Below are 17,673 nucleotides of genomic sequence, written 5' to 3'. Positions count from 1 at the left end.
TCACGTGGCGGAGTTCCGCTTCAATGTGAAGGCCACGCGTTGCCGCGGATCCGGCGAATTGGCAAACTGCCAGGTCGGGTGTCCGTGGCTGGATTTTGGCTGGTTGAGCTGACGCTTCGTCACCTGTTGTCATTCGTCGTTCTCTACACGCTGGCTGGATCGCGGCTGGATGTAGCTGAACAGCGAGTCAGTTCGGAGGGGCGGCGCGTATGCCCGCGTGGCCTAGCGTTTCGGGTAATCGCGCCCTGGGGCCTGGATGGGGCGAACGGCCCTGTGGTCGCCCGGACGGGCCGGTTGGCCGGACGTTATGGCGGTCCCGTGGCCGCGCTTGGCCGCAGGTTCGAGTCCTGGGGGTGGCACCGACAGCATCTGTAGGTCCCACACTGGCCGTGAGCTGGTGCTTTCCGGGACGGTAGCGGTGCCGAAGGTGCCCCGGCGGCGCCACCGTGGGAGTGGTTCTCGGTGAGCGCCCCGGGCGAAACAGTGCGCGACGTATCTGCAGACCTTCGTGACGCTCCGTCGAATGCCGGTATCCGTGTCGGGTTTGAGGTGTGGGTGCGGCGTGGTTGGGCGCTGGTGGTGGCGTCGGTGGCTGCGTATGCCTCGTATGTGTATCAGCGGGCTTTTGCCTTGCAGGGTGGGGCGGATGCGGTGAGTGCGACGCTGTGGCCGTTGTCGGTGGATGGGCTCTTGTTGCTGGCGACGGTGGGGCTACTCAACTCATCCCGCAGTGAGGGGCGTCGGGTGCGGACGGTGGTGTGGCTGGCTTTCCTCCTCGGCATTGCGGTCTCGCTGGCGGCGAATGTGGCAGCATCGTCCACGGTCTTCGTACGCGCTGCGACCGCCGACGGTCATCCCGATGGCGCCGTCGAGGCATGGATCCGGCACCTCAGCGAGGGGCCGGGGCCACCGCCCCTTGTGCGCGCAGCACAGCGATGTCGTCCTCGGTGACGCCGAGTTCGGTGAGCAGGGCGTCGGTGTGCTGACCGAGTGCTGGGATCCCACCCATCGGTGGCTCGTAGCCGGCGATGACCGGAGGTGGAAGCAGAGCGGGTACCTGACCGTGAGGTGTGTCGATCCGGCGCCACCGGTCGCGGGCCATCAGATGCGGATGGGATATGACCTCGCTCGGTGTGTTGAACCGGGCATTCCCGATCCCTGCGGCATCCGCGTCGCTCTGCACCTGCGTCAGGTCATGGCGTGCGCACCAGTCGGCGATCTCCGCGTCCAGGAACTCACGGTGCGCGACCCGGCCGGAGGCGGTACGAAAGCGTTCGTCGTCGGCCAGGTCGGGCCGGCCGAGAAGGTCACGCGCGAATCGCCGCCATTCGCGGTCGTTCGTCGTGCCCAGGACGACGGTCTGGCCGTCCGCGGTGCGGTAGGCGCCGTACGGCGCCACCGCGGGCGAGCCCATGCCGACCGGCTGCTGGTCCACACCCGTGTGCAGCGTGTAGGTGAGCTGATACCCCATCAACTCCGTCATCGTGTCGAACAGGCTCACCGCGACCGCGGCGGCGCCGCGACCATGGCCACGCTCCTTGCCGCAGAGCAGCGCCAGAACCGACAACGCGGCATACAGGCCGGTGCACACGTCGGCCATCGGCGGACCGGGCTTGGCCGGCGCACCGGGAAAGCCCGTCATCGCGCATGCGCCCGACTCCGCCTGGGCCAGCAGATCGTAAGCGCGCTTGTGGGACAGCGGGCCTCCCGGCCCGTAGCCGTCGATCTCCACGGCGATGAGTTCCGGGTGGCTGACGGCCAGGTCGGCGGGCGCGATTCCGAGCCTCGCCGTGGCACCGGGAGCAAGATTGGAGACCATCACATCGGCGCGGTCGAGCAACCGGTGGAGTACCGCCATCCCGGCCGGATCCTTCAGGTTCAGCGTGACCGACTCCTTGCCCCGGTTGACCCATACGAAGTGCGCCGCCATGCCGCCCACCACGTCGTCGTAGTGCCGGGCGAAGTCACCGCCTTCCGGGTTCTCCACCTTGATCACCCGAGCCCCGAAGTCACCGAGGGTGCGGGTGCAGAGGGGCGCCGCCACCGCCTGCTCCAGGGACACCACCGTGATGCCCGCCAGTGGCCCGGCCGGCTTGGCCGCGTCGTGACCGCTGGGTCCCGGTTCGGATTGTTCCGTCCGCTCGGCATCTGCCATCCGCTCGGCGTCTGCCACGTTCACCCGCTCGCCCTTCGGGGTCCGGGGATGAAAGCCGGGCCTCGCCATAAGTTTCTCCTCGACCTTGTCGTACCTGCTGTGCCAGGCGCGCACGGGCTTGGGGTCCCGACGATCGCCCGTACGATGCCCGCGACCACCTCCATCCTCGCGGCGGACTCCTCCGGGGCGGGTGTCATGGAGCGGATGCCGCCGCCCGCGCAGAAGCTGCCGCCCGCGCCGCTCAGCACCACTGCCCGGCACCGCTCGTCGCGCGACGCGTCCCGCAGTGCGGAGAGGAGTTCCTGGCGGCCGGTCAGGTTCAGGGCGTTGTGGCGACCGGACTGATGAAGCGTCAGTACCCTTACCGGCCCGTCGTCCTCCACGAGCACGGCGGCCCCTGAGGTCCGGTCGCTCACGGCGGGCCCCCTGCCGACCCACGACCGCACAGCGACGGCCGGTCGCCTTCCCCGTACGGCCCGGTGGCCTCGCGCGCCTCGCTCATGGGGCCGCACCCGCGCCGCCCGTCACGCGTGCTCCCGCAGCAACTGCCTGCCCACGATGAGCTTCTGGATCTCGCTCGTCCCCTCGTAGATGCGGAACAGTCGCACGTCCCGGTAGAAGCGCTCGACGGGAACGTGGCGCATGTATCCCATGCCCCCATGTATCTGGACGGCACGGTCGGCCACCCGGCCCACCATCTCGCTGCAGAACAGTTTCGTGGAGGACGGCGCCAGCCTGCGGTCTTCGCCCGAGTCGTACGCGCGGGCCGCCTCCAGCACCATGGCGCGGGCCGCGTACATCTCGGCGTGCGACTCGGCGAGCATGGCCTGGACGAGCTGGAACTCACCGATGGGACGTCCGCCCTGCCGGGTGACCGAGGCGTGCGCGACGCTTTCGTCCAGGATGCGCCCGGCCAGCCCCACACACATCGCCGCGACGCTCAGACGTCCCCTCGCCAGCGACCGCATGGCGGTGCGGAATCCCTCTTCCTCGCGTTCTCCGACGAGGGCACTCGCCGGAAGGCGTACGTCGTCGAAGAAGACCTCCGCGCTCAAGGCCCCCGACTGGCCCATCTTGTGGTCCCTCGGTCCCACGGTGACGCCGGGGCTGTCCGCGTCGACGGCGAAGACGGAGATCCCCTCGGCGCCCGTGCTCTGCGGCCCGGTGCGGGCGAACACCATGAAGACACCGGCGAGCGGGGCATTGGTGATGAACCGCTTGCTGCCGTTCAGGACATAGCCGTCCCCGTCGCGTACGGCACGGGTCCTGATACCGCTGGGGTCCGAGCCCGCCTCCGCCTCCGTGAGCGTGAACGCCGCGATCAACTTCCCGGCGGCCATCCGCGGCAGATAGCGCCGCTTCTGCTCCTCGGTGCCGGTACTCGCCAGGAGCTGGCCAGCGACCCCGTTGTTGATGCTGAACATCGAGCGGAACGCGGGCGTGGTGTAGCCGATCTCCAGAGAAAGGCGCACGTCCTCCGTCATGGAGAAGCCAAGGCCGCCGTACTCCTGGGGCAGCGCGTAGCCGAACAGGCCCATGGCCGCGGCCTTCTCGCGGAGGTCCGCCGGGATCTCGTCCTTCTCCTCGATCTCGTTCTCGCGCGGGACGACCTTCTCGCGCACGAAGGCACGCACCGCCGCCAGAACGGCGTCGAACTCGTCTGGTTCCATTGGCTTTTCGCACTCCTCGGTTGTGGGCGCCTTGTCGAGCGGGCCCCAGGGCTCGGGCTGCTTGGGCCGCTTGGCCACTCCGGCTGCCCGGGCTCAGCGGGGAAGGAGTTCCAGGACGGTGGCGTTCGCCATGCCGCCGCCCTCGCACATCGACTGCAGGCCGTAACGGGTGCCGGTGGCTCGCATGTGGTGGAGCAGCGTCGTGGTCAGCCGGGCGCCGGAGGCTCCCAGGGGATGGCCGAGGGCGATGGCGCCGCCGTCGGGATTGAGCCGGTCCGGATCGGCGCCGGTCTCGGCGAGCCAGGCGCAGGTCACGCTGGCGAACGCCTCGTTGATCTCGAAGGCTCCGATGTCCTCGATGCCCAGACCGGCGCGCTTGAGAACCTTCTCGGTGGCCGGGATGGGGCCGGTCAGCATCGTCACGGGGTCGACTCCGACAACGGCGAAGGAGTGGAAGCGGGCGATCGGACGCAGACCGAGTTCACGCGCCTTCTCGCCGCTCATGACCAGCAGCGCCGAGGCACCGTCCGATATCTGCGAGGAGTTGCCGGCCGTGACCACGCCGTCCTCGGTGAACGCGGGCTTCAGACCCGCCATCGTGGCGGCCGTGCCGCCCCGCCGTACTCCCTCGTCCGTGTCGACGGTGCGTACGGAACCGTCCTCATCCGTCACGTCCACCGGCACGATCTGGGACTTGAACCGCCCCTCGTCGATCGCGGCCGCCGCGTTGGCGTGCGACCGGAGGCTGTGCGCGTCGAGTTGCTCCCGGCTCAGCCCCCAGCGCCGCGCGATCTCCTCCGCGCCCAGCCCTTGGCTGAACCGCGAGACGCCGTACCGGGCTTGCACGGCAGGGCCGAAGGGTTCGCCGGGGCCCCGCTCGCGGCCGGAGCCCAGCGGTACGCGGCTCATCGACTCCACGCCGCCCGCGACCACGATGTCGTACTGACCGCTCATCACTCCCGCGGCGGCGAACTGCGCCGCCTGCTGCGAGGATCCGCACTGCCGGTCGATGGTGACGCCCGGCACTTCCTCAGGCCATCCGGCGGCCAGGACGGCGAAACGGCCGACGCAGCCGCCCTGCTCACCGATCTGCGAGACGCAGCCCCACAGCACGTCCTCGACCAACGCCGGGTCCAGGTCGTTGCGTTCGGCGAGGGCGCGCAGCACCGCCGCCGACAGGTCGACCGGGTGCACAGTGCTCAACGAGCCGTTCCGCTTGCCCACGGGGGTACGGACGGCGTCCACGATGACCGCGTCACGCATGTCAGACCTGCCTTTCCGCCGTGTCCGGCGCGCTGGATTCCTGTGTGCCCGAGGGGGGTTCGCCCGGGCTCCGAGTCGTCCGGGCCAAGCGGCGGAGCTCGGTTTTCAGCACCTTTCCGGCCGGAGAAAGTGGAAGTTCGTCGACGAAACGGACCTCTCTGATCCGCTTGTACGGCGTCACACGCTCCGCGACGTACTCCATCAGCTCCTCGGCCATCGCGCGCGGCTCAGCGGCGGGGACCACGAAGGCGACGGGGACCTCGCCGACGGCAGGCACGGCCCTCCCGACGACCGATGCCTGGAGCACCGCCGGGTGTCCGCCGAGGATGTCCTCCAGCTCGCGCGGGTAGACGTTGTAGCCCTTGTAGATGAGCATGTCCTTCGACCTGCCGGAGACGTACAGGAAGCCGTCCGCGTCGAGGTGGCCGGTGTCGCCGGTGCACAGCCAGCCGTCGACGAACTGCGCGGCGGTCTCGTCCGGGCGGCCGAGGTAGCCCGAGGCCACCTGAGGGCCCCGCGCCCAGATCTCGCCGCGCTCGCCCCGGGGCACCTTCCGGCCGGGATCCAGCGGGTCCCTGATCTCCAGCTCGGTGTCGAACAGGGGAAGTCCCTGGCTGCCCGGCTTGCGCAGCCCGGCCTTCGCGATCGGGCCGCTGGACACAGTTGCTGTCGCCTCCGTCAAGCCGTAACCCTCGATGACGGCGGCGTTGGGGAAGACCTCTGTCAGCTTCTCCAACGAGTACGTGTCTATGGGGGCGCCGCCCGACACCACGGCCCTGACCGAGCTGAGGTCCCGCGTGCGGATGCCCGGTGTCGCCAGCAGGGCGTGATAGAGCGCCGGGGCGCCCGGGATGTACGCGATCCGGTGCCGTTCCACCTGCTCCAGGTACGACTCCGCATCGAAGCGGCCGCTCAGGATGGTGGTGGCGCCGCACAGGAGGAAGAAGTTGAGGCTGATCAGGCCAAGGGCGTGGAACAAGGGCGAGATGCACAGCGTGGCGTAGGTACCCGGTGCCAGGGCGTAGTCGCCGGAGGTCTCCAAGGGGTCCAGCACCACACCGCCTTCGCCGTCGAGCCCGGGGAGCGCCCCGGAGCGCCAGCAGGCGACCTGGATGGTGTTGGCGACGATGTTGCGGTGCAGTATGCGCACTCCCTTGGGTGCTCCGGTGGTTCCGCCGGTGTACCCGTACTGGGCGACGGAGTCGGTGGGGACCAGCACCTCTGGCGGGTGGGTGCTCTGGCCTGCGACGAGGGCCTCCAGGGGGGTGCCCGCCTTCCCGAAGAGCTTTGCGCAGTCATCCGGCCTGTCGGCCGGGGCCGATGCGCTGGGCGGCACGATGACGGCCAGCCGGACCGGCAGCCCGTCGATCGCCTCGGCCAGCACCGGTGCCGGCTCCGGATGGGTCACCACGGCCGCCGCGGAGCAGTCGGCGAGCTGGGCGCGCAGGGCTCTGGCCGGCTGGGCGGGGTTGGCCGGGCATGCTGTCGCGCCGGCGAGCGTGATGCCGTAGTAGGCGACGGCGAACCACAGGGTGTTGGGCAGGTGAAGGGCGACCACGTCACCCTGCCGTATGCCGTGCGCCCTGAGGCCGCGTGCGAACGCGGCAGCCTGTTCGTACAGGCCGGTGAAGGTGAGAACCTGGTCGCCGTCGCGCACGGCCGCCCGGTCGCGGTAGCGGCTGGCCGAGCCGGCGAGCACCGCGCCGAGCGGGACATCGGGGTAGTCGAGGCGGCGAGGCAGTCCCGCGGGCCAGTAGTCGGTCATGTGCCGCTCCCTTCACGCGCCGGCCCGCGGCCGGCCATGCAGGGCTTTCGCTCGGTACGCCGGCTCATCGCACGACCTCCGCATCGAAAAGCTTCTTGATCTGCTCGGGGCTGCGGCCCGTCTCGGCGAGGACCTGCGCTGTGTGCTCGCCCGGAAGGGGGGCCGGCCGGGTGTGCCGGTGAGGGGTGCAGGAGCCGAACCGGGGGGCCGGGGCGGGCTGGAGGACTCCCGTGCCGTCGGTGAGGAAGGTGCCGCGTGCGGCGTTGTGAGGATGGCGCGGTGCCTCCACCAGCGACAGCACGGGGGTGACGCACGCGTCGGCGTCGGCGAACACGTCGGCCCAGTCGTCGCGGGTGCGGGCGGCGAAGACCTCCGCCAGGCGCCGCCGCATGACCGGCCAGCGGGAACGGTCCCACTGTTGGGTGAAGTCGGCATCCGCGGCCAGGCCGAGCCGTTCCAGGAGGGTGGCGAAGAAGGGCGCCTCGATCGCGCCGACCGCGACGTACTCGCCGTCGCGGCAGCGGTAGACGCCGTAGAACGGGGCTGTGCCGTCCAGGTAGTTGACGCCCCGGTGGTCGGTCCATCGCTCCTGGTGCAGACGGCCGTAGATCATGGCCAGCAACTGAGCCGATCCGTCCACCATGGCGGCGTCCACGACCTGGCCTTTCCCGGTGGCGCGTGCCTGGACGACCGCGCACAGCACACCGAAGGCGAGCAGTGCGCCACCGCCGCCGAAGTCGCCGAGCAGGTTGAGCGGCAGGACCGGCGGGCCGTCGGCCGGTCCGATGGCTCCCAGGGCCCCCGACAGGGCGATGTAGTTGATGTCGTGCCCGGCCCGCGGCGCGAGCGGCCCGTCCTGCCCGAACCCCGTCATCCGTCCGTAGACCAGGCGCGGGTTGCGGTCCAGGCACGGGCCGGGGCCCACGCCGAGCCGTTCGGCCACCCCCGGCCGGAAGCCCTCCAGGAGGACATCGGCATCCGCCACCAGGTCGAGGACGGCGCCGACGCCTTCCGGGTGCTTGAGGTCGATGGCGGCCGAGCGCCGGCCCCGGTGCAGGACGGGATCGGGCCTGCCGGCCACGTCCGACGGGCGCTCGACACGGATCACGTCCGCACCGGCGTCGGCGAGGAGCATCGCGCAGAACGGCCCCGGCCCGATGCCCCCGAGCTCGATGACCCGCAGCCCGGTGAGCGGGCCCGGGGCCTCATCGGGTACGGCGCCGTTCGCACGTTCCTGGTCTTGTTCTTCGTTCACCGGCCGCTCACCGGCCTCGCCAGACGGGAGCGCGCTTCTCGGTGAAGGCCGACGCGCCTTCCCGAGCGTCATCCGAGTTGAACACCAGCTCGGTGATCGGCTTCTGATGGTCGAACAGCTCGTCGCGTGGCCAGCCGGGAGACTCCACGAGGATGCGTTTGGTGACCCGTACGGCGAGCGGACCGTTGGCGGCGATGGCGGAGGCCAGCAGCCTCGCCTCCTTCAGCGCGCCGCCAGGTGGAGTGAGCCGGTTGACCAGTCCGTAGTGGTGGGCCCGGTCCGCGGGGAGGACATCGCCGGTGAGGGCGAGTTCCATCGCGATCTGGTACGGGATCCGGCCCGGCAGTCGCAGCAGTCCCCCGGCCACCGCCACCAGACCGCGCTTGACCTCGGGCAATCCGAACTTGGCGTCCTCGGCGGCGACGACCAGATCACTCGCGAGGGCGATCTCGCATCCGCCCGCCACGGCGTAGCCCTCGACGGCGGCGATCAGCGGCTTGCGCGGCGGGGTCTCGGTGAGGCCGGCGAAACCGCGCCCCTGCACGTGGGGGCGCTCGCCCCGCAGGAACGCCTTGAGGTCCATGCCCGCGCAGAAGGTGCCGCCGGCGCCGGTGATGATGCCGACCGCGAGGTCGTCACGCTCGTCCAACTCGTCCAGCGCGGATGCGATCGCCTCCGCGACGGCTCGGGTGACAGCGTTGCGGGATTCGGGCCGGTTGATGGTGATGACGGCGATGCCGTCGTCGCCGTACTCGACCAGTACTTCGTCTGCCACGGCAGCTCCTTTACGGTGGCCCAGCGGTGGTCGCGGTTGGGGAGTGGCGGTTGAGCGCCGGCCTTCAGCGTGGGGCCAGGCGGATCGCGCCGTCGAGGCGGATGGTCTCCCCGTTGAGCATCGAGTTGTCGATGATGTGCAGGGCGAGTTGTGCGTACTCGTCCGCCGCGCCGAGGCGCGGCGGGTGCGGCACCGCGGCAGCGAGCGCGTCGAGCTTCTCCTTCGGCCTCCTGCCGAGCATCGGTGTGTCGAACAAGCCGGGCGCGATGGTGACGACCCGGATGCTCTTGCTCGCTAGATCCCGGGCCGCACACACGGTGAGGCCGGCCACTCCGGCTTTCGACGCCGCGTACGGGGCCTGTCCGATCTGCCCCTCGAACGCCGCGACCGACGCTGTCATGACCACCACTCCGCGGTCCCCGTCGAGTGGTTCGTTGCCAGCCATGCGGGCGGCGGCGAGTCGGAGCACGTTGAAGGTGCCGATCAGGTTGACGTCGACCACGGCGCGGAAATGGTCGAGATCACCGGCGGTGCCGTCCTTGTTGACCACGCGGAGCGGACCGCCGCGGCCTGCGCAGTGGACGACCGCGCGCAGCGCTCCTGTCCGCTCGGCGGTGTCGAGGACGGCGGTCATGTCCTCGGTGTTCGTCACGTCGGCGGGGACGAAGACGGCCTCGGGGCCGAGGTCGCGGACGGCGCGGTCGCCGTCCGAGGAGGGCAGGTCCGCGATGGTGACGCGGGCGCCGGCCTTGAGCAGCCGCCGTGCCGTCGCCAGGCCGAGCCCCGACGCGCCGCCGGTCACCACTGCGGATATTCCGCTGGTCTGCATGGACGCTCCAGTCGGTCGAGTCGGTGTCGGATCTGCCGCCGCCCGCGCCGGGAAGGCTCGGCGACTGCCGTCGTACGCCGGGCCACGGGCCCCGGCCGTTGTGGTCGGGACCGCAGCCGATACAGAGAAGGTACTTGTCGAACGATCGTTAAGTTAGGTCGCCGTCTCACCCACTGTCAATGACCGCGACGAAAGTGCGGGGGACCTACCGGGCCGGCGTCTCGCCGTGCCCGAGCATTGCGAACGCCAGCCGCACGTACCGGTCGCACAGCTCCGTCGTCCCGAGGTCGCCGGACGGGTCGTACCACTGGGCGACGGCGTTACACATGGCCATGACCGCCCGGCGGGCGTCGTCCGGGTGCGGGGTCCGGAAGACTCCGCCGGCGATGCCGTCGTCTATGGCCTTCTGGAAAAGTCCCGATACGGCGTGCCGCCTTTCGATGATGGGGTTGCGGTACTCGGGTTCGAGGTAACGGAGTTCCTGGAGGGTCAGCAGACTCTCGACCCGCCGCCGGACCCGGTAGTCGACCGTCACTCTGACCAGGGCGGCCAGACGCGCGGCGGGGTCGTCACCGGCCTGGGCCAGTTCCTTCTCGCAGTGACGGAAGTAGTCGTCGAGTGAGTCCTCGATCAGGGCGTGGAAGAGCTCCGCCTTGCCGGAGTAGTAGTAATAGAGGGCGGACAGACTCATGTCGGCACGCTTGGCGATGTCACGAATGGAGGTGCCGAAGTAGCCGCGCTCCGCGAAGACATCTCGTGCGGCGTCCATGATGGCGTCCCGGCCGTTTCCCCGGGGGCTGGAGGGACCGTTGTCCGCCGCCTTGCCGCTCTTGCCCGCCGCTTTGCCGCTCATAGCATCCATGGCCCCAGCCTTCCAGAACGAACGAACGATCGGCAAAGCCGGCTCCTGCCGTGCGGAGCCGAGGGCCGGCGCCCCGCCGCCGCCGGCCCTGCGGGCACAGTCCCCGGTGTCATCCGGCCGACGGAACCTTGTACTCCTTCGCCAGATCCGATGCGAAGAAGTCACCGAGTGCTTTGACTCCGGCGAAGACACCCTTGTCCACACCCAGCACCTGGGCCTCGCGCGAACTGGGCTCAGCGGGATCGGAGAAGTCCTGAGGCGGGAGCAGGCCCGGTAGCGTGAAGTCGGTGACAGCGCTGCGGGCCTTGAGCACGCCCGGGCGAGTGAGGTCCTCGCAGCTCTTGCCGAGTATCTCGGCGTACAGCTTGGTCATGGCGTAGGCGTGGACGACTCCGCTGCTGGCCTCCGGTGCCTTACCGATCTGGTCCCTCCAAGCAGCGGCCAGCTTGCGAGCGGCGGCGTTGTCCGCGCCGAGGGCGCCCAGCCCGCTGAGCCTGGTGTAGTGCTTGGTGAGCGCGGGCGCCGCAGACGTCCTGAGCAGGCTGGTGGCGAAGGTCGACACCCCGCCCATGATCGGCACCTCCATGCCGGCCGCCTGCGCCACTGCCGCCACCGAAGCCGCCTGCTTGGGCGTCGAGTCCACCACGATCGCCTTGACCTTCGCCGACTTGAGCGCGTTGACCTGGCTGGTGAGGTCGGTTGCGGCGGGTTCGATCTGTTGGCCGACGATCTTCAACCCCAGCTTCCCCGCAGCGAACTTGCTGCCCCGCAGGCTGTTCTCGCCGATTTCTCCCTGCAGGTAGATATGCCCGACGGAATCGCCGCTGCGCAGTTCACCCTTCCTCACGAGCCAGTCCAGGCCGTTGATCGTCTGGATGTCGTACGTGGCGCCCAGGACGATCAGGTGCTCGTCCCCGAGCAGGGTCGACGCGAACGTGGTCAGGCCGGCGAGTTCGTCCTTCGCCTCGATCTTGTCCCGCAGCGCCGTGACGACCGGTGAGCCGAGGATGTTCAGATAGCCGAGGACCTGCGGATCCATCTCGTCGTACGCGGCGACGGCCTTCTGCGGGTCGTAGCCGTGGTCGCGGGTGACCAGTGCCAGCTTCCGGTCGCAGACACCGCCTGCCGCGTTGATCTCCTTCACGGCGACGTTGCTCGCGTCGAGGATCGTCTTGCCGGTGCCCGCGAACGGGCCCGACAGATCCATCAGCACCCCGAGCTTGATGGTGGAGTCGCTGACCCCGGGCGCGGCGGCGGTCCCGGCCGTTTCGGCCTTGGTGGAGCAGCCGGCAACCGCCAGCGTGAAGGCCAGGGCCGCGGCCGCCAGGCCGACTGTGCGCGATTTGTGCATCGGTGTGTCTCCTCGCTGAGAAGCGGATGAGGTGGTTGACAGCACACGTCCGGCAAGGTGGGGGGGCGGGTCTGGAGTGTCTTCGGCGTCGGACGGCTGGAGAGCGGGGGTTCAGGGAGCGGCGGCCGCGGCCGGGCGGCGGCTTCGTGGAGGTCGAACGGCGCCGGCCAGCGCCGCCAGACCGCCCGGCTGGACGATCACGGCCACGATGACGACCGCGCCGTACACGAACTGGGCCGCTGTCGACGCGTCCAGTCCCTGCCCGCCGGCTCCGGTGACGAACGGCAGGGAATCCGCGTAGCGGGAGAACAGCAGGGGCAGCGTCACGACGAAGACCGCACCGGCGATCGCGCCACCCACGGATCCGAGGCCGCCCAGGATGACCATCACCAGATAGCTGACCGACAGGTGGAGGCTGAAGTAGTCGGGGACGGTGCGCTGGAAGGCCAGTGCCGTGAGCACACCGGCAGCGCCGGCATACATCGACGACAGTACGAAGACGGCCGCCTTGGTGCGTCGTATGTCGACGCCCATGGCGCTCGCGCCGATCTCGCTGTCTTTCATGAGCCTCAGCGCCCTGCCGGGCCGGCCGCGCAGGACGTTGCGGCCGAGCAGCGCCGCCCCGACGGTGACGACGAGGAACAGATACCACTGGCTCTCGGCGGCACCGAACGGAACGCCCAGGACGGTGACGTCCGCCTGGTCGGAGAAGGAGAACCCGCCGATCGACAGCGGCACGACGGTCCTGCCCTCGAAGCCGCCGGTCACCGGCTTCATGTTCTGCAGCAGATGGTGGCCGAGGAACACCAGGCCCAGGGAGGCGATGCCCAGGTAGATGCCGCGCAGGCGGCTGGAGACCGGGCTGAACAGCAGGCCGCAGACGCCCGCCAGCAGGACGGCCAGGACCGCGGCGAGAAGCGGGGGGAGGCCGAGACCGGACACCCCGCCGCCGCTTTCTCCGGCCAGGAAGGCATAGCCGTAGGCGCCGACGGCGACGAAGAAGGCATGTCCCAGAGACAACTGTCCCGCCGCGCCGAGCAGGATGGTGAGGCCGATCGCGCCGACCGCCGCCGCCATCGCGAACAGGCCCATGTTCAGCCAGAACGCGGAGACATACAGGGGCAGTGCCAGGAGGACCACCAGGGCGGCGGTCAGCGCGCACAGGGCCGGCACACGCCCTGCCATGGGGAACCGGGACGTCTCAGGCACGGCTGACCTCCTTCGCGCCGAACAGGCCCGAGGGCCGGCACAGCAGAATGCAGATCATGATCACGTAGGCCACGACGTCCCCCAGCCCTCGCCCGAGGAAGGAGAGGGCGTCCTGGTACTCGGCGACGGTCACCTCGGCGATGCCGATGACCAGGCCTCCCACGATCGCCCCGCCGAGCGAGTCGAGGCCGCCGATGATCGCGGCGGGGAGCGCCTTGATGGCCGCGGTCCCGGTACTCACGGCCACGCCAGGGCTCGGGAACGAGGCGAGACCGATGCCGGCCGCGACGGCGAGGATGCCGGCCGTGATCCAGGCACCTGCCGAGACCCGCTTCAGCCGGACACCGGCGAGAGCCGCGCCCTCGCGGTCCTCGATCGAGGCGCGCATGGCCAGGCCCCAGCCGGTGTGGCGGAGGACCGCGGCGAGACCGGCGATCAGCACCGGCACGGTGAGGATGGTGATGATCACGGACAAGGGCAGTACCACTGAGCCGAAGTGGACCACGTGTCCGTCCCAGGGAGCGCCGAGTGGCAGCACGCTCTCCCCGATGCGCCAGCTCAGTTCCGCGGTGAGCACCACGTTGACCCCGATGGTGAGGATCGCCAGCGCGTCGTGCTTGCGGCCGTCGACCCGGGACAGCAGCAGTCGCTCCACCGCCAGTCCCAGCGTCCCGGCCGCGACCAGGCCGAGCGCCACAGCGGCCGCGAAGCCGATGTGCGGGCTGGTCTGCGCCACCACCCACACACCGAAGAGCAGAAACGAGGCGTGCGCGAAGTTCACCGTGCGGGTCGCCTTGAAGACGATGACGAAGCCCAGCGCGATCAGGGCGTACAACAAGCCCAAAGACACACCGCTCAGCAGGATTTCGACTCCGCGGGTCATCACGACAACCTCTCCGCCACCTGGTCGTTTCCGGATTCCATGGGCGCTCCCAGATAGGCGCTGATCACTTCCGGATGCTGCCTTACGTGTTCCGGCGTGCCGTCCGTGACGACCTTGCCGAAGTCGAGGACGGTGATGCGGTCGGCGATCGACATGACCACTCCCATGTCGTGCTCGACGAACACCACGGTCAGACCGAGCGCGTCACGTGCCGCGGAGACCAGCCGGGCGAGTTCCGCGCTCTCCGCGGTGTTCATCCCGGCGACCGGTTCGTCGAGGATGAGCAACCGTGGCTCCAGGCACAGCGCCCGCGCGAACTCCAGGCGCTTGAGATCCCCGTAGGCGAGGCTCGCCGCCGGGCGGTCCAGAACGCCGGACAAGCCGGCGAACTCCGCGATGTCGCGCACCCGCGCTTCGTGGACACGCTGTTCACCGCGGCCCAGTCCCAGGGCGGTCGCGGCGATGCCGGACCGGGTCAGCCGATGCCGGCCGACCATGAGGTTGTCGAGTGTGGACTCGACCGGTGACACGACGATGTTCTGGAAGGTGCGGGCGACTCCCCTCCGTGCCACCCGGTCCGGACGCAGGCCCGTCACCTCCTGACCGTCCACCATGATGCGGCCCGAGGCGACACGGTAGATCCCCGACAGGGCATTGAGCAGCGTTGTCTTCCCGGCACCGTTGGGACCGATGACGGCATGGATCGTTCCGGGCCGCACGGTGAATGACACACCGTCAAGCGCGCGCAGTCCGCTGAACACCACACTCACGTCCTCGACACGCAGTTCCGCTGCCGTTTGCGTTGGAGTCGTCGTCATCCGGACCACCTGCTTAGCGTCGGCGTGTTTCCGGTTCCGGGCCCGGGCCGCGGTGCGGATCCGCCGGCGCTCTGGCCGGCGTCCGCGTCCGCGCCCAGGTAGAGGCGTCGCACGTCGTCGCTCTGCGCCAGTTCGTCCGTCGGTCCGCTCAGTACGACCCGGCCGAGGTCGAGCACACAGGCCGAGTCGGCGACCGAAAGCGCCATCGCCGCGTTCTGCTCCACCAGCAGGACGGGGACCCCTTCCCGGCTGATCTCGCGGATGGTCTCGCCCACGAGATGCACCAGCCGCGGCGCGAGGCCGAGGGACGGCTCGTCGAGAAGCAGGAGTCTCGGCTGCGCCATCAACGCCCGGGCGATGGCGAGCATTTGCTGCTCGCCGCCGGACAGCGTCCCGCCACGGGCGCGTCGCCGCTCGGCGAGCTGCGGGAAGAGTTCGTACATCCGACGGCGTGTGCGCTCACGCACCGCCGACGACCGCACGGTGAGCGCACCGGCGTTCAGATTTTCCTCCACCGTCAGACCGGCGAAGATGTGCCGTCCTTCCGGTACCTGTACGAGCCCCTGCACCACGGTGCGGGCCGTGTCCGCACCGGTGATCCGTTCGCCACGGAACCGGACGGAGCCTTCGGTGACCCCGCCGCCGTACAGGCCGAGCGTGCCGGAGACGGCGCGCATGAGCGTCGTCTTGCCGGCGCCGTTGCTGCCGAGGAGCGCGACGACGCCGCTGCCGCCGACGTCCAGGGACACCCCCCGCAGAACGGGTGCGCGAGCGCCGTACCGGACGACGAGTCCATCGATTTCGAGCACTTCGGCCTCCCTTGCCGCCCTGAAGCGACGTCATGCGTCACTCATCGATCGTTCGTTAAGGCCAGCGCGAACGTAGGGTGAGCCACGTCACTCGGTCAAGGTCCCTGCACGTGATCGCTTGAAACAACACGGGGTGAAGGGCTGTGAGGTCGCCCGGTTCCGCCTGGACAGGAAGGCCGGTACGGTGTTAAACGATCGTTCGTTAAAATCTCAGTCGGTCAGAAGACGAGGGGCCTTCGCATGCGTATCGGTATGACACTGGATTACAGCGGCGACTTCATCGAGACGGTCCGTGCCGTAAGGGATTTCGAGACGGCAGGGGTCGAGATCGCCTTCGTGCCGGAGGCCTACTCGTTCGACGCCGTCAGCCGACTGGGCTACCTCGCGGCTCGTACCGAACGCCTCGAGATCGCCTCCGGGATCCTCCCGGTCTTCACCCGTACGCCGTCGCTCCTGGCGATGACCGCCGCCGGTCTGGACGATCTCTCCGGCGGCCGGTTCACGCTGGGCCTCGGAGCGTCGGGACCGCAGGTGATCGAGGGCTTCCACGGCGTGCCGTACGACACGCCACTCAGCCGCACCCGCGAGGTGGTGGAGATCTGCCGTCAGGTGTGGCGGGGCGAACCGGTGGTGCACCCGGGGCCGAAGTACCCGCTTCCACTTCCCGCCGAGCGGGGCACCGGGCTCGGCAAGCCCCTGAAACTCCTCAACAAGCCAGTCCGCTCCCGCATCCCCATCACCCTGGCCGCGATCGGACCGAAGAACGTCGAGCTGACGGCCGAACTCGCCGAGGGTTGGCTGCCCGTGTTCTTCCATCCCGGAAAGGCCGCCGAGGTGTGGGGAGCGGCACTGACCGCGGGGCTGGCCCGGCGCGATGCGGCACTGGGCACGCTCGACATCACGGTGACGGCACCTCTGGCCGTCGGCGACGACGTGGAACACCTGCTGGACCGAGCTCGGCCACAACTGGCCCTCTACATCGGGGGGATGGGCGCGAGGAACAAGAACTTCTACGCCCGGCTCGCCGGTCGGTACGGCTACGAACGGGAGGCGGCGCACATCCAGGACCTGTACTTGTCAGGAAAGAAGCAGGAGGCCGAAGCCGCCGTTCCCGAGGGACTGTTGAGGGCCATATCCCTGGTGGGGACGAAGGAACAGATCGCCGGACAGCTCGATGCCTTTGCTGCCGCCGGAGTGACGACCCTGTGTGTGAAGCCGCTGGCCGGCACGCACAGGGAACGCCTCCACGCCGTCGAGCGACTGCGCGACATGCTGAGCTGACGCCTCGCGCGTAGCACGATGCGGGCGGGGAGCCCTCAGAGGGCATGGTTGCTCAGGCGAAATCAGCTGGCGGGCTTGCCGAACCAGCGGGAGAGGTGGTCGTCCAGTTCCTGCTGATCGTCGCCGTTCCAGGCGACGTGGCCGTCGGGGCGTAGCAGGGCGCAGGGAACATCCAGTGCGGCAGTGGGGTCCGCGAGGTAGTCGACCCGGTCTGACCAGCCGCCGACGGTCAGGCGCTAGGTGCGGTCCAGCAGCAGGCCGCGGCCGCGATGCAGCAGACCGTAGAGGTGGCTCGGTTTCACGTCGATGTCGCGCAGGCGGCGGCCGAGCAGGTTGGGGCCTTCGCCGAAGTCGTAGCGGATGCTGATCGCGGTGATCTTCTCGATCAGGCCGGCGGGGTGGTTGTTCCGATGGACTACCGGCCGGCACGTGACGGGCGCCGCCCTGAGGTCCGTCGATGACGACACCCTCGACTAGATCTGCGCGCCGAGGTCGCTGCCGAGGACGCCCTCCGCGCCCGGACCGAGGGCGTGCGATGGGCCTCGGTGCGGCCGGGGAATTCCGCACCGTACCGTTCCGTCACAGGGCGTCGAGCTGCCACTGCTGGCACCTCTCGAGGAGAATGCCCTTGGAGGTGACCGGGCCGCGCGGCATCACGTCGCGCTGCGTTCGCTCGCCTCTCTCATGTCCCGCTCCATGGCCCGGTTCTGCGCGGTGTCCGGCTGTCCCGCCGCGCTGCCCGGGCGTC

At 69.7% G+C, this 17,673-nt stretch carries 16 protein-coding genes and 1 pseudogene; 2 read left to right on the top strand and 15 right to left on the bottom strand.

Annotated features, from left to right (window positions below):
• The first annotated feature begins 462 nt into the window (after window positions 1-462).
• Window positions 463-951, top strand: coding sequence for a DUF2637 domain-containing protein (locus IEZ21_RS43305; RefSeq protein WP_308429714.1), 489 nt, complete (start codon window positions 463-465; stop codon window positions 949-951).
• Here the strand turns inward: IEZ21_RS43305 and IEZ21_RS43300 are convergent.
• The 14 genes from IEZ21_RS43300 to IEZ21_RS43235 all read right to left on the bottom strand — a co-directional run bounded on the left by IEZ21_RS43300 (window position 890) and on the right by IEZ21_RS43235 (window position 15,644).
• Window positions 890-2,269, bottom strand: coding sequence for a CaiB/BaiF CoA transferase family protein (locus IEZ21_RS43300; RefSeq protein WP_246568798.1), 1,380 nt, complete (start codon window positions 2,267-2,269; stop codon window positions 890-892). The two genes, IEZ21_RS43305 and IEZ21_RS43300, sit on opposite strands and share 62 nt — an antisense overlap.
• Window positions 2,176-2,538, bottom strand: a complete 363-nt coding sequence (locus tag IEZ21_RS49035; protein ID WP_373302371.1) for an enoyl-CoA hydratase/isomerase family protein — start codon at window positions 2,536-2,538, stop codon at window positions 2,176-2,178. The genes IEZ21_RS43300 and IEZ21_RS49035 overlap by 94 nt, the downstream gene beginning before the upstream one ends.
• A 141-nt stretch (window positions 2,539-2,679) precedes the next feature.
• Window positions 2,680-3,825, bottom strand: a complete 1,146-nt coding sequence (locus IEZ21_RS43290; RefSeq protein WP_189327296.1) for an acyl-CoA dehydrogenase family protein — start codon at window positions 3,823-3,825, stop codon at window positions 2,680-2,682.
• Between the two features lie 93 nt (window positions 3,826-3,918).
• A complete protein-coding gene (locus IEZ21_RS43285; protein ID WP_189327295.1) occupies window positions 3,919-5,088 on the bottom strand; it encodes a thiolase family protein in 1,170 nt (389 codons plus the stop codon).
• A 1-nt stretch (window position 5,089) separates the two neighbouring features.
• Window positions 5,090-6,853: a class I adenylate-forming enzyme family protein gene (locus IEZ21_RS43280; protein WP_189327294.1), complete on the bottom strand. Its 1,764-nt coding sequence runs from the start codon at window positions 6,851-6,853 to the stop codon at window positions 5,090-5,092.
• A gap of 64 nt (window positions 6,854-6,917) precedes the next feature.
• On the bottom strand, window positions 6,918-8,108 hold the full coding sequence (locus tag IEZ21_RS43275; RefSeq protein WP_189327293.1) for a CaiB/BaiF CoA transferase family protein: 1,191 nt from the start codon (window positions 8,106-8,108) through the stop codon (window positions 6,918-6,920).
• Window positions 8,109-8,115: 7 nt separating this feature from the next.
• Entirely contained in the window at window positions 8,116-8,883 is a 768-nt protein-coding gene (locus tag IEZ21_RS43270; RefSeq protein ID WP_189327292.1) for a crotonase/enoyl-CoA hydratase family protein, read from the bottom strand.
• A 64-nt stretch (window positions 8,884-8,947) separates the two neighbouring features.
• A complete protein-coding gene (locus tag IEZ21_RS43265; RefSeq protein WP_189327291.1) occupies window positions 8,948-9,712 on the bottom strand; it encodes an SDR family NAD(P)-dependent oxidoreductase in 765 nt (254 codons plus the stop codon).
• A 205-nt stretch (window positions 9,713-9,917) separates the two neighbouring features.
• On the bottom strand, window positions 9,918-10,565 hold the full coding sequence (locus tag IEZ21_RS43260; RefSeq protein WP_246568794.1) for a TetR/AcrR family transcriptional regulator: 648 nt from the start codon (window positions 10,563-10,565) through the stop codon (window positions 9,918-9,920).
• A gap of 118 nt (window positions 10,566-10,683) precedes the next feature.
• Window positions 10,684-11,925, bottom strand: coding sequence for an ABC transporter substrate-binding protein (locus IEZ21_RS43255; RefSeq protein WP_189327289.1), 1,242 nt, complete (start codon window positions 11,923-11,925; stop codon window positions 10,684-10,686).
• Between the two features lie 111 nt (window positions 11,926-12,036).
• Entirely contained in the window at window positions 12,037-13,134 is a 1,098-nt protein-coding gene (locus IEZ21_RS43250) for a branched-chain amino acid ABC transporter permease (protein WP_308429713.1), read from the bottom strand.
• Window positions 13,127-14,017: a branched-chain amino acid ABC transporter permease gene (locus IEZ21_RS43245; protein WP_189327288.1), complete on the bottom strand. Its 891-nt coding sequence runs from the start codon at window positions 14,015-14,017 to the stop codon at window positions 13,127-13,129. Before IEZ21_RS43245 ends, IEZ21_RS43250 begins: the two co-directional genes overlap by 8 nt.
• Window positions 14,017-14,835: an ABC transporter ATP-binding protein gene (locus tag IEZ21_RS43240; protein ID WP_189327287.1), complete on the bottom strand. Its 819-nt coding sequence runs from the start codon at window positions 14,833-14,835 to the stop codon at window positions 14,017-14,019. The genes IEZ21_RS43245 and IEZ21_RS43240 overlap by 1 nt, the downstream gene beginning before the upstream one ends.
• Window positions 14,832-15,644 (bottom strand): ABC transporter ATP-binding protein, encoded by an 813-nt coding sequence (locus IEZ21_RS43235; protein WP_189327286.1) that lies wholly within the window; start codon window positions 15,642-15,644, stop codon window positions 14,832-14,834. Before IEZ21_RS43235 ends, IEZ21_RS43240 begins: the two co-directional genes overlap by 4 nt.
• A gap of 240 nt (window positions 15,645-15,884) precedes the next feature.
• On the opposite strand from IEZ21_RS43235, the gene IEZ21_RS43230 reads away from it, so the two are divergent.
• On the top strand, window positions 15,885-16,925 hold the full coding sequence (locus tag IEZ21_RS43230; RefSeq protein WP_189327285.1) for an LLM class F420-dependent oxidoreductase: 1,041 nt from the start codon (window positions 15,885-15,887) through the stop codon (window positions 16,923-16,925).
• A gap of 62 nt (window positions 16,926-16,987) precedes the next feature.
• On the opposite strand, the pseudogene IEZ21_RS43225 reads toward IEZ21_RS43230, so the two are convergent.
• Window positions 16,988-17,314 (bottom strand): annotated as a pseudogene (locus IEZ21_RS43225) (aromatic-ring hydroxylase C-terminal domain-containing protein); the annotation flags it as partial.
• Window positions 17,315-17,673: the final 359 nt, after the last annotated feature.

Source organism: Streptomyces flaveus (assembly GCF_014647675.1).
GTDB classification, from domain to species: Bacteria; Actinomycetota; Actinomycetes; order Streptomycetales; family Streptomycetaceae; genus Streptomyces; species Streptomyces flaveus.
The sequence above is the reverse complement of the archived record's forward strand: the minus strand, read 5'-3'. Positions and strand labels throughout refer to the sequence as shown.

What these genes read in the sequence shown, in the direction of transcription:
- IEZ21_RS43290 (WP_189327296.1), bottom strand. Translation starts at nt 3,825, where the DNA reads ATGGAACCAGACGAGTTCGACGCCGTTCTGGCGGCGGTGCGTGCCTTC.
- IEZ21_RS43245 (WP_189327288.1), bottom strand. Translation starts at nt 14,017, where the DNA reads ATGACCCGCGGAGTCGAAATCCTGCTGAGCGGTGTGTCTTTGGGCTTG.
- IEZ21_RS43280 (WP_189327294.1), bottom strand. Translation starts at nt 6,853, where the DNA reads ATGACCGACTACTGGCCCGCGGGACTGCCTCGCCGCCTCGACTACCCC.
- IEZ21_RS43260 (WP_246568794.1), bottom strand. Translation starts at nt 10,565, where the DNA reads ATGAGCGGCAAAGCGGCGGGCAAGAGCGGCAAGGCGGCGGACAACGGT.
- IEZ21_RS43255 (WP_189327289.1), bottom strand. Translation starts at nt 11,925, where the DNA reads ATGCACAAATCGCGCACAGTCGGCCTGGCGGCCGCGGCCCTGGCCTTC.
- IEZ21_RS43285 (WP_189327295.1), bottom strand. Translation starts at nt 5,088, where the DNA reads ATGCGTGACGCGGTCATCGTGGACGCCGTCCGTACCCCCGTGGGCAAG.
- IEZ21_RS43265 (WP_189327291.1), bottom strand. Translation starts at nt 9,712, where the DNA reads ATGCAGACCAGCGGAATATCCGCAGTGGTGACCGGCGGCGCGTCGGGG.
- IEZ21_RS43230 (WP_189327285.1), top strand. Translation starts at nt 15,885, where the DNA reads ATGCGTATCGGTATGACACTGGATTACAGCGGCGACTTCATCGAGACG.
- IEZ21_RS43240 (WP_189327287.1), bottom strand. Translation starts at nt 14,835, where the DNA reads ATGACGACGACTCCAACGCAAACGGCAGCGGAACTGCGTGTCGAGGAC.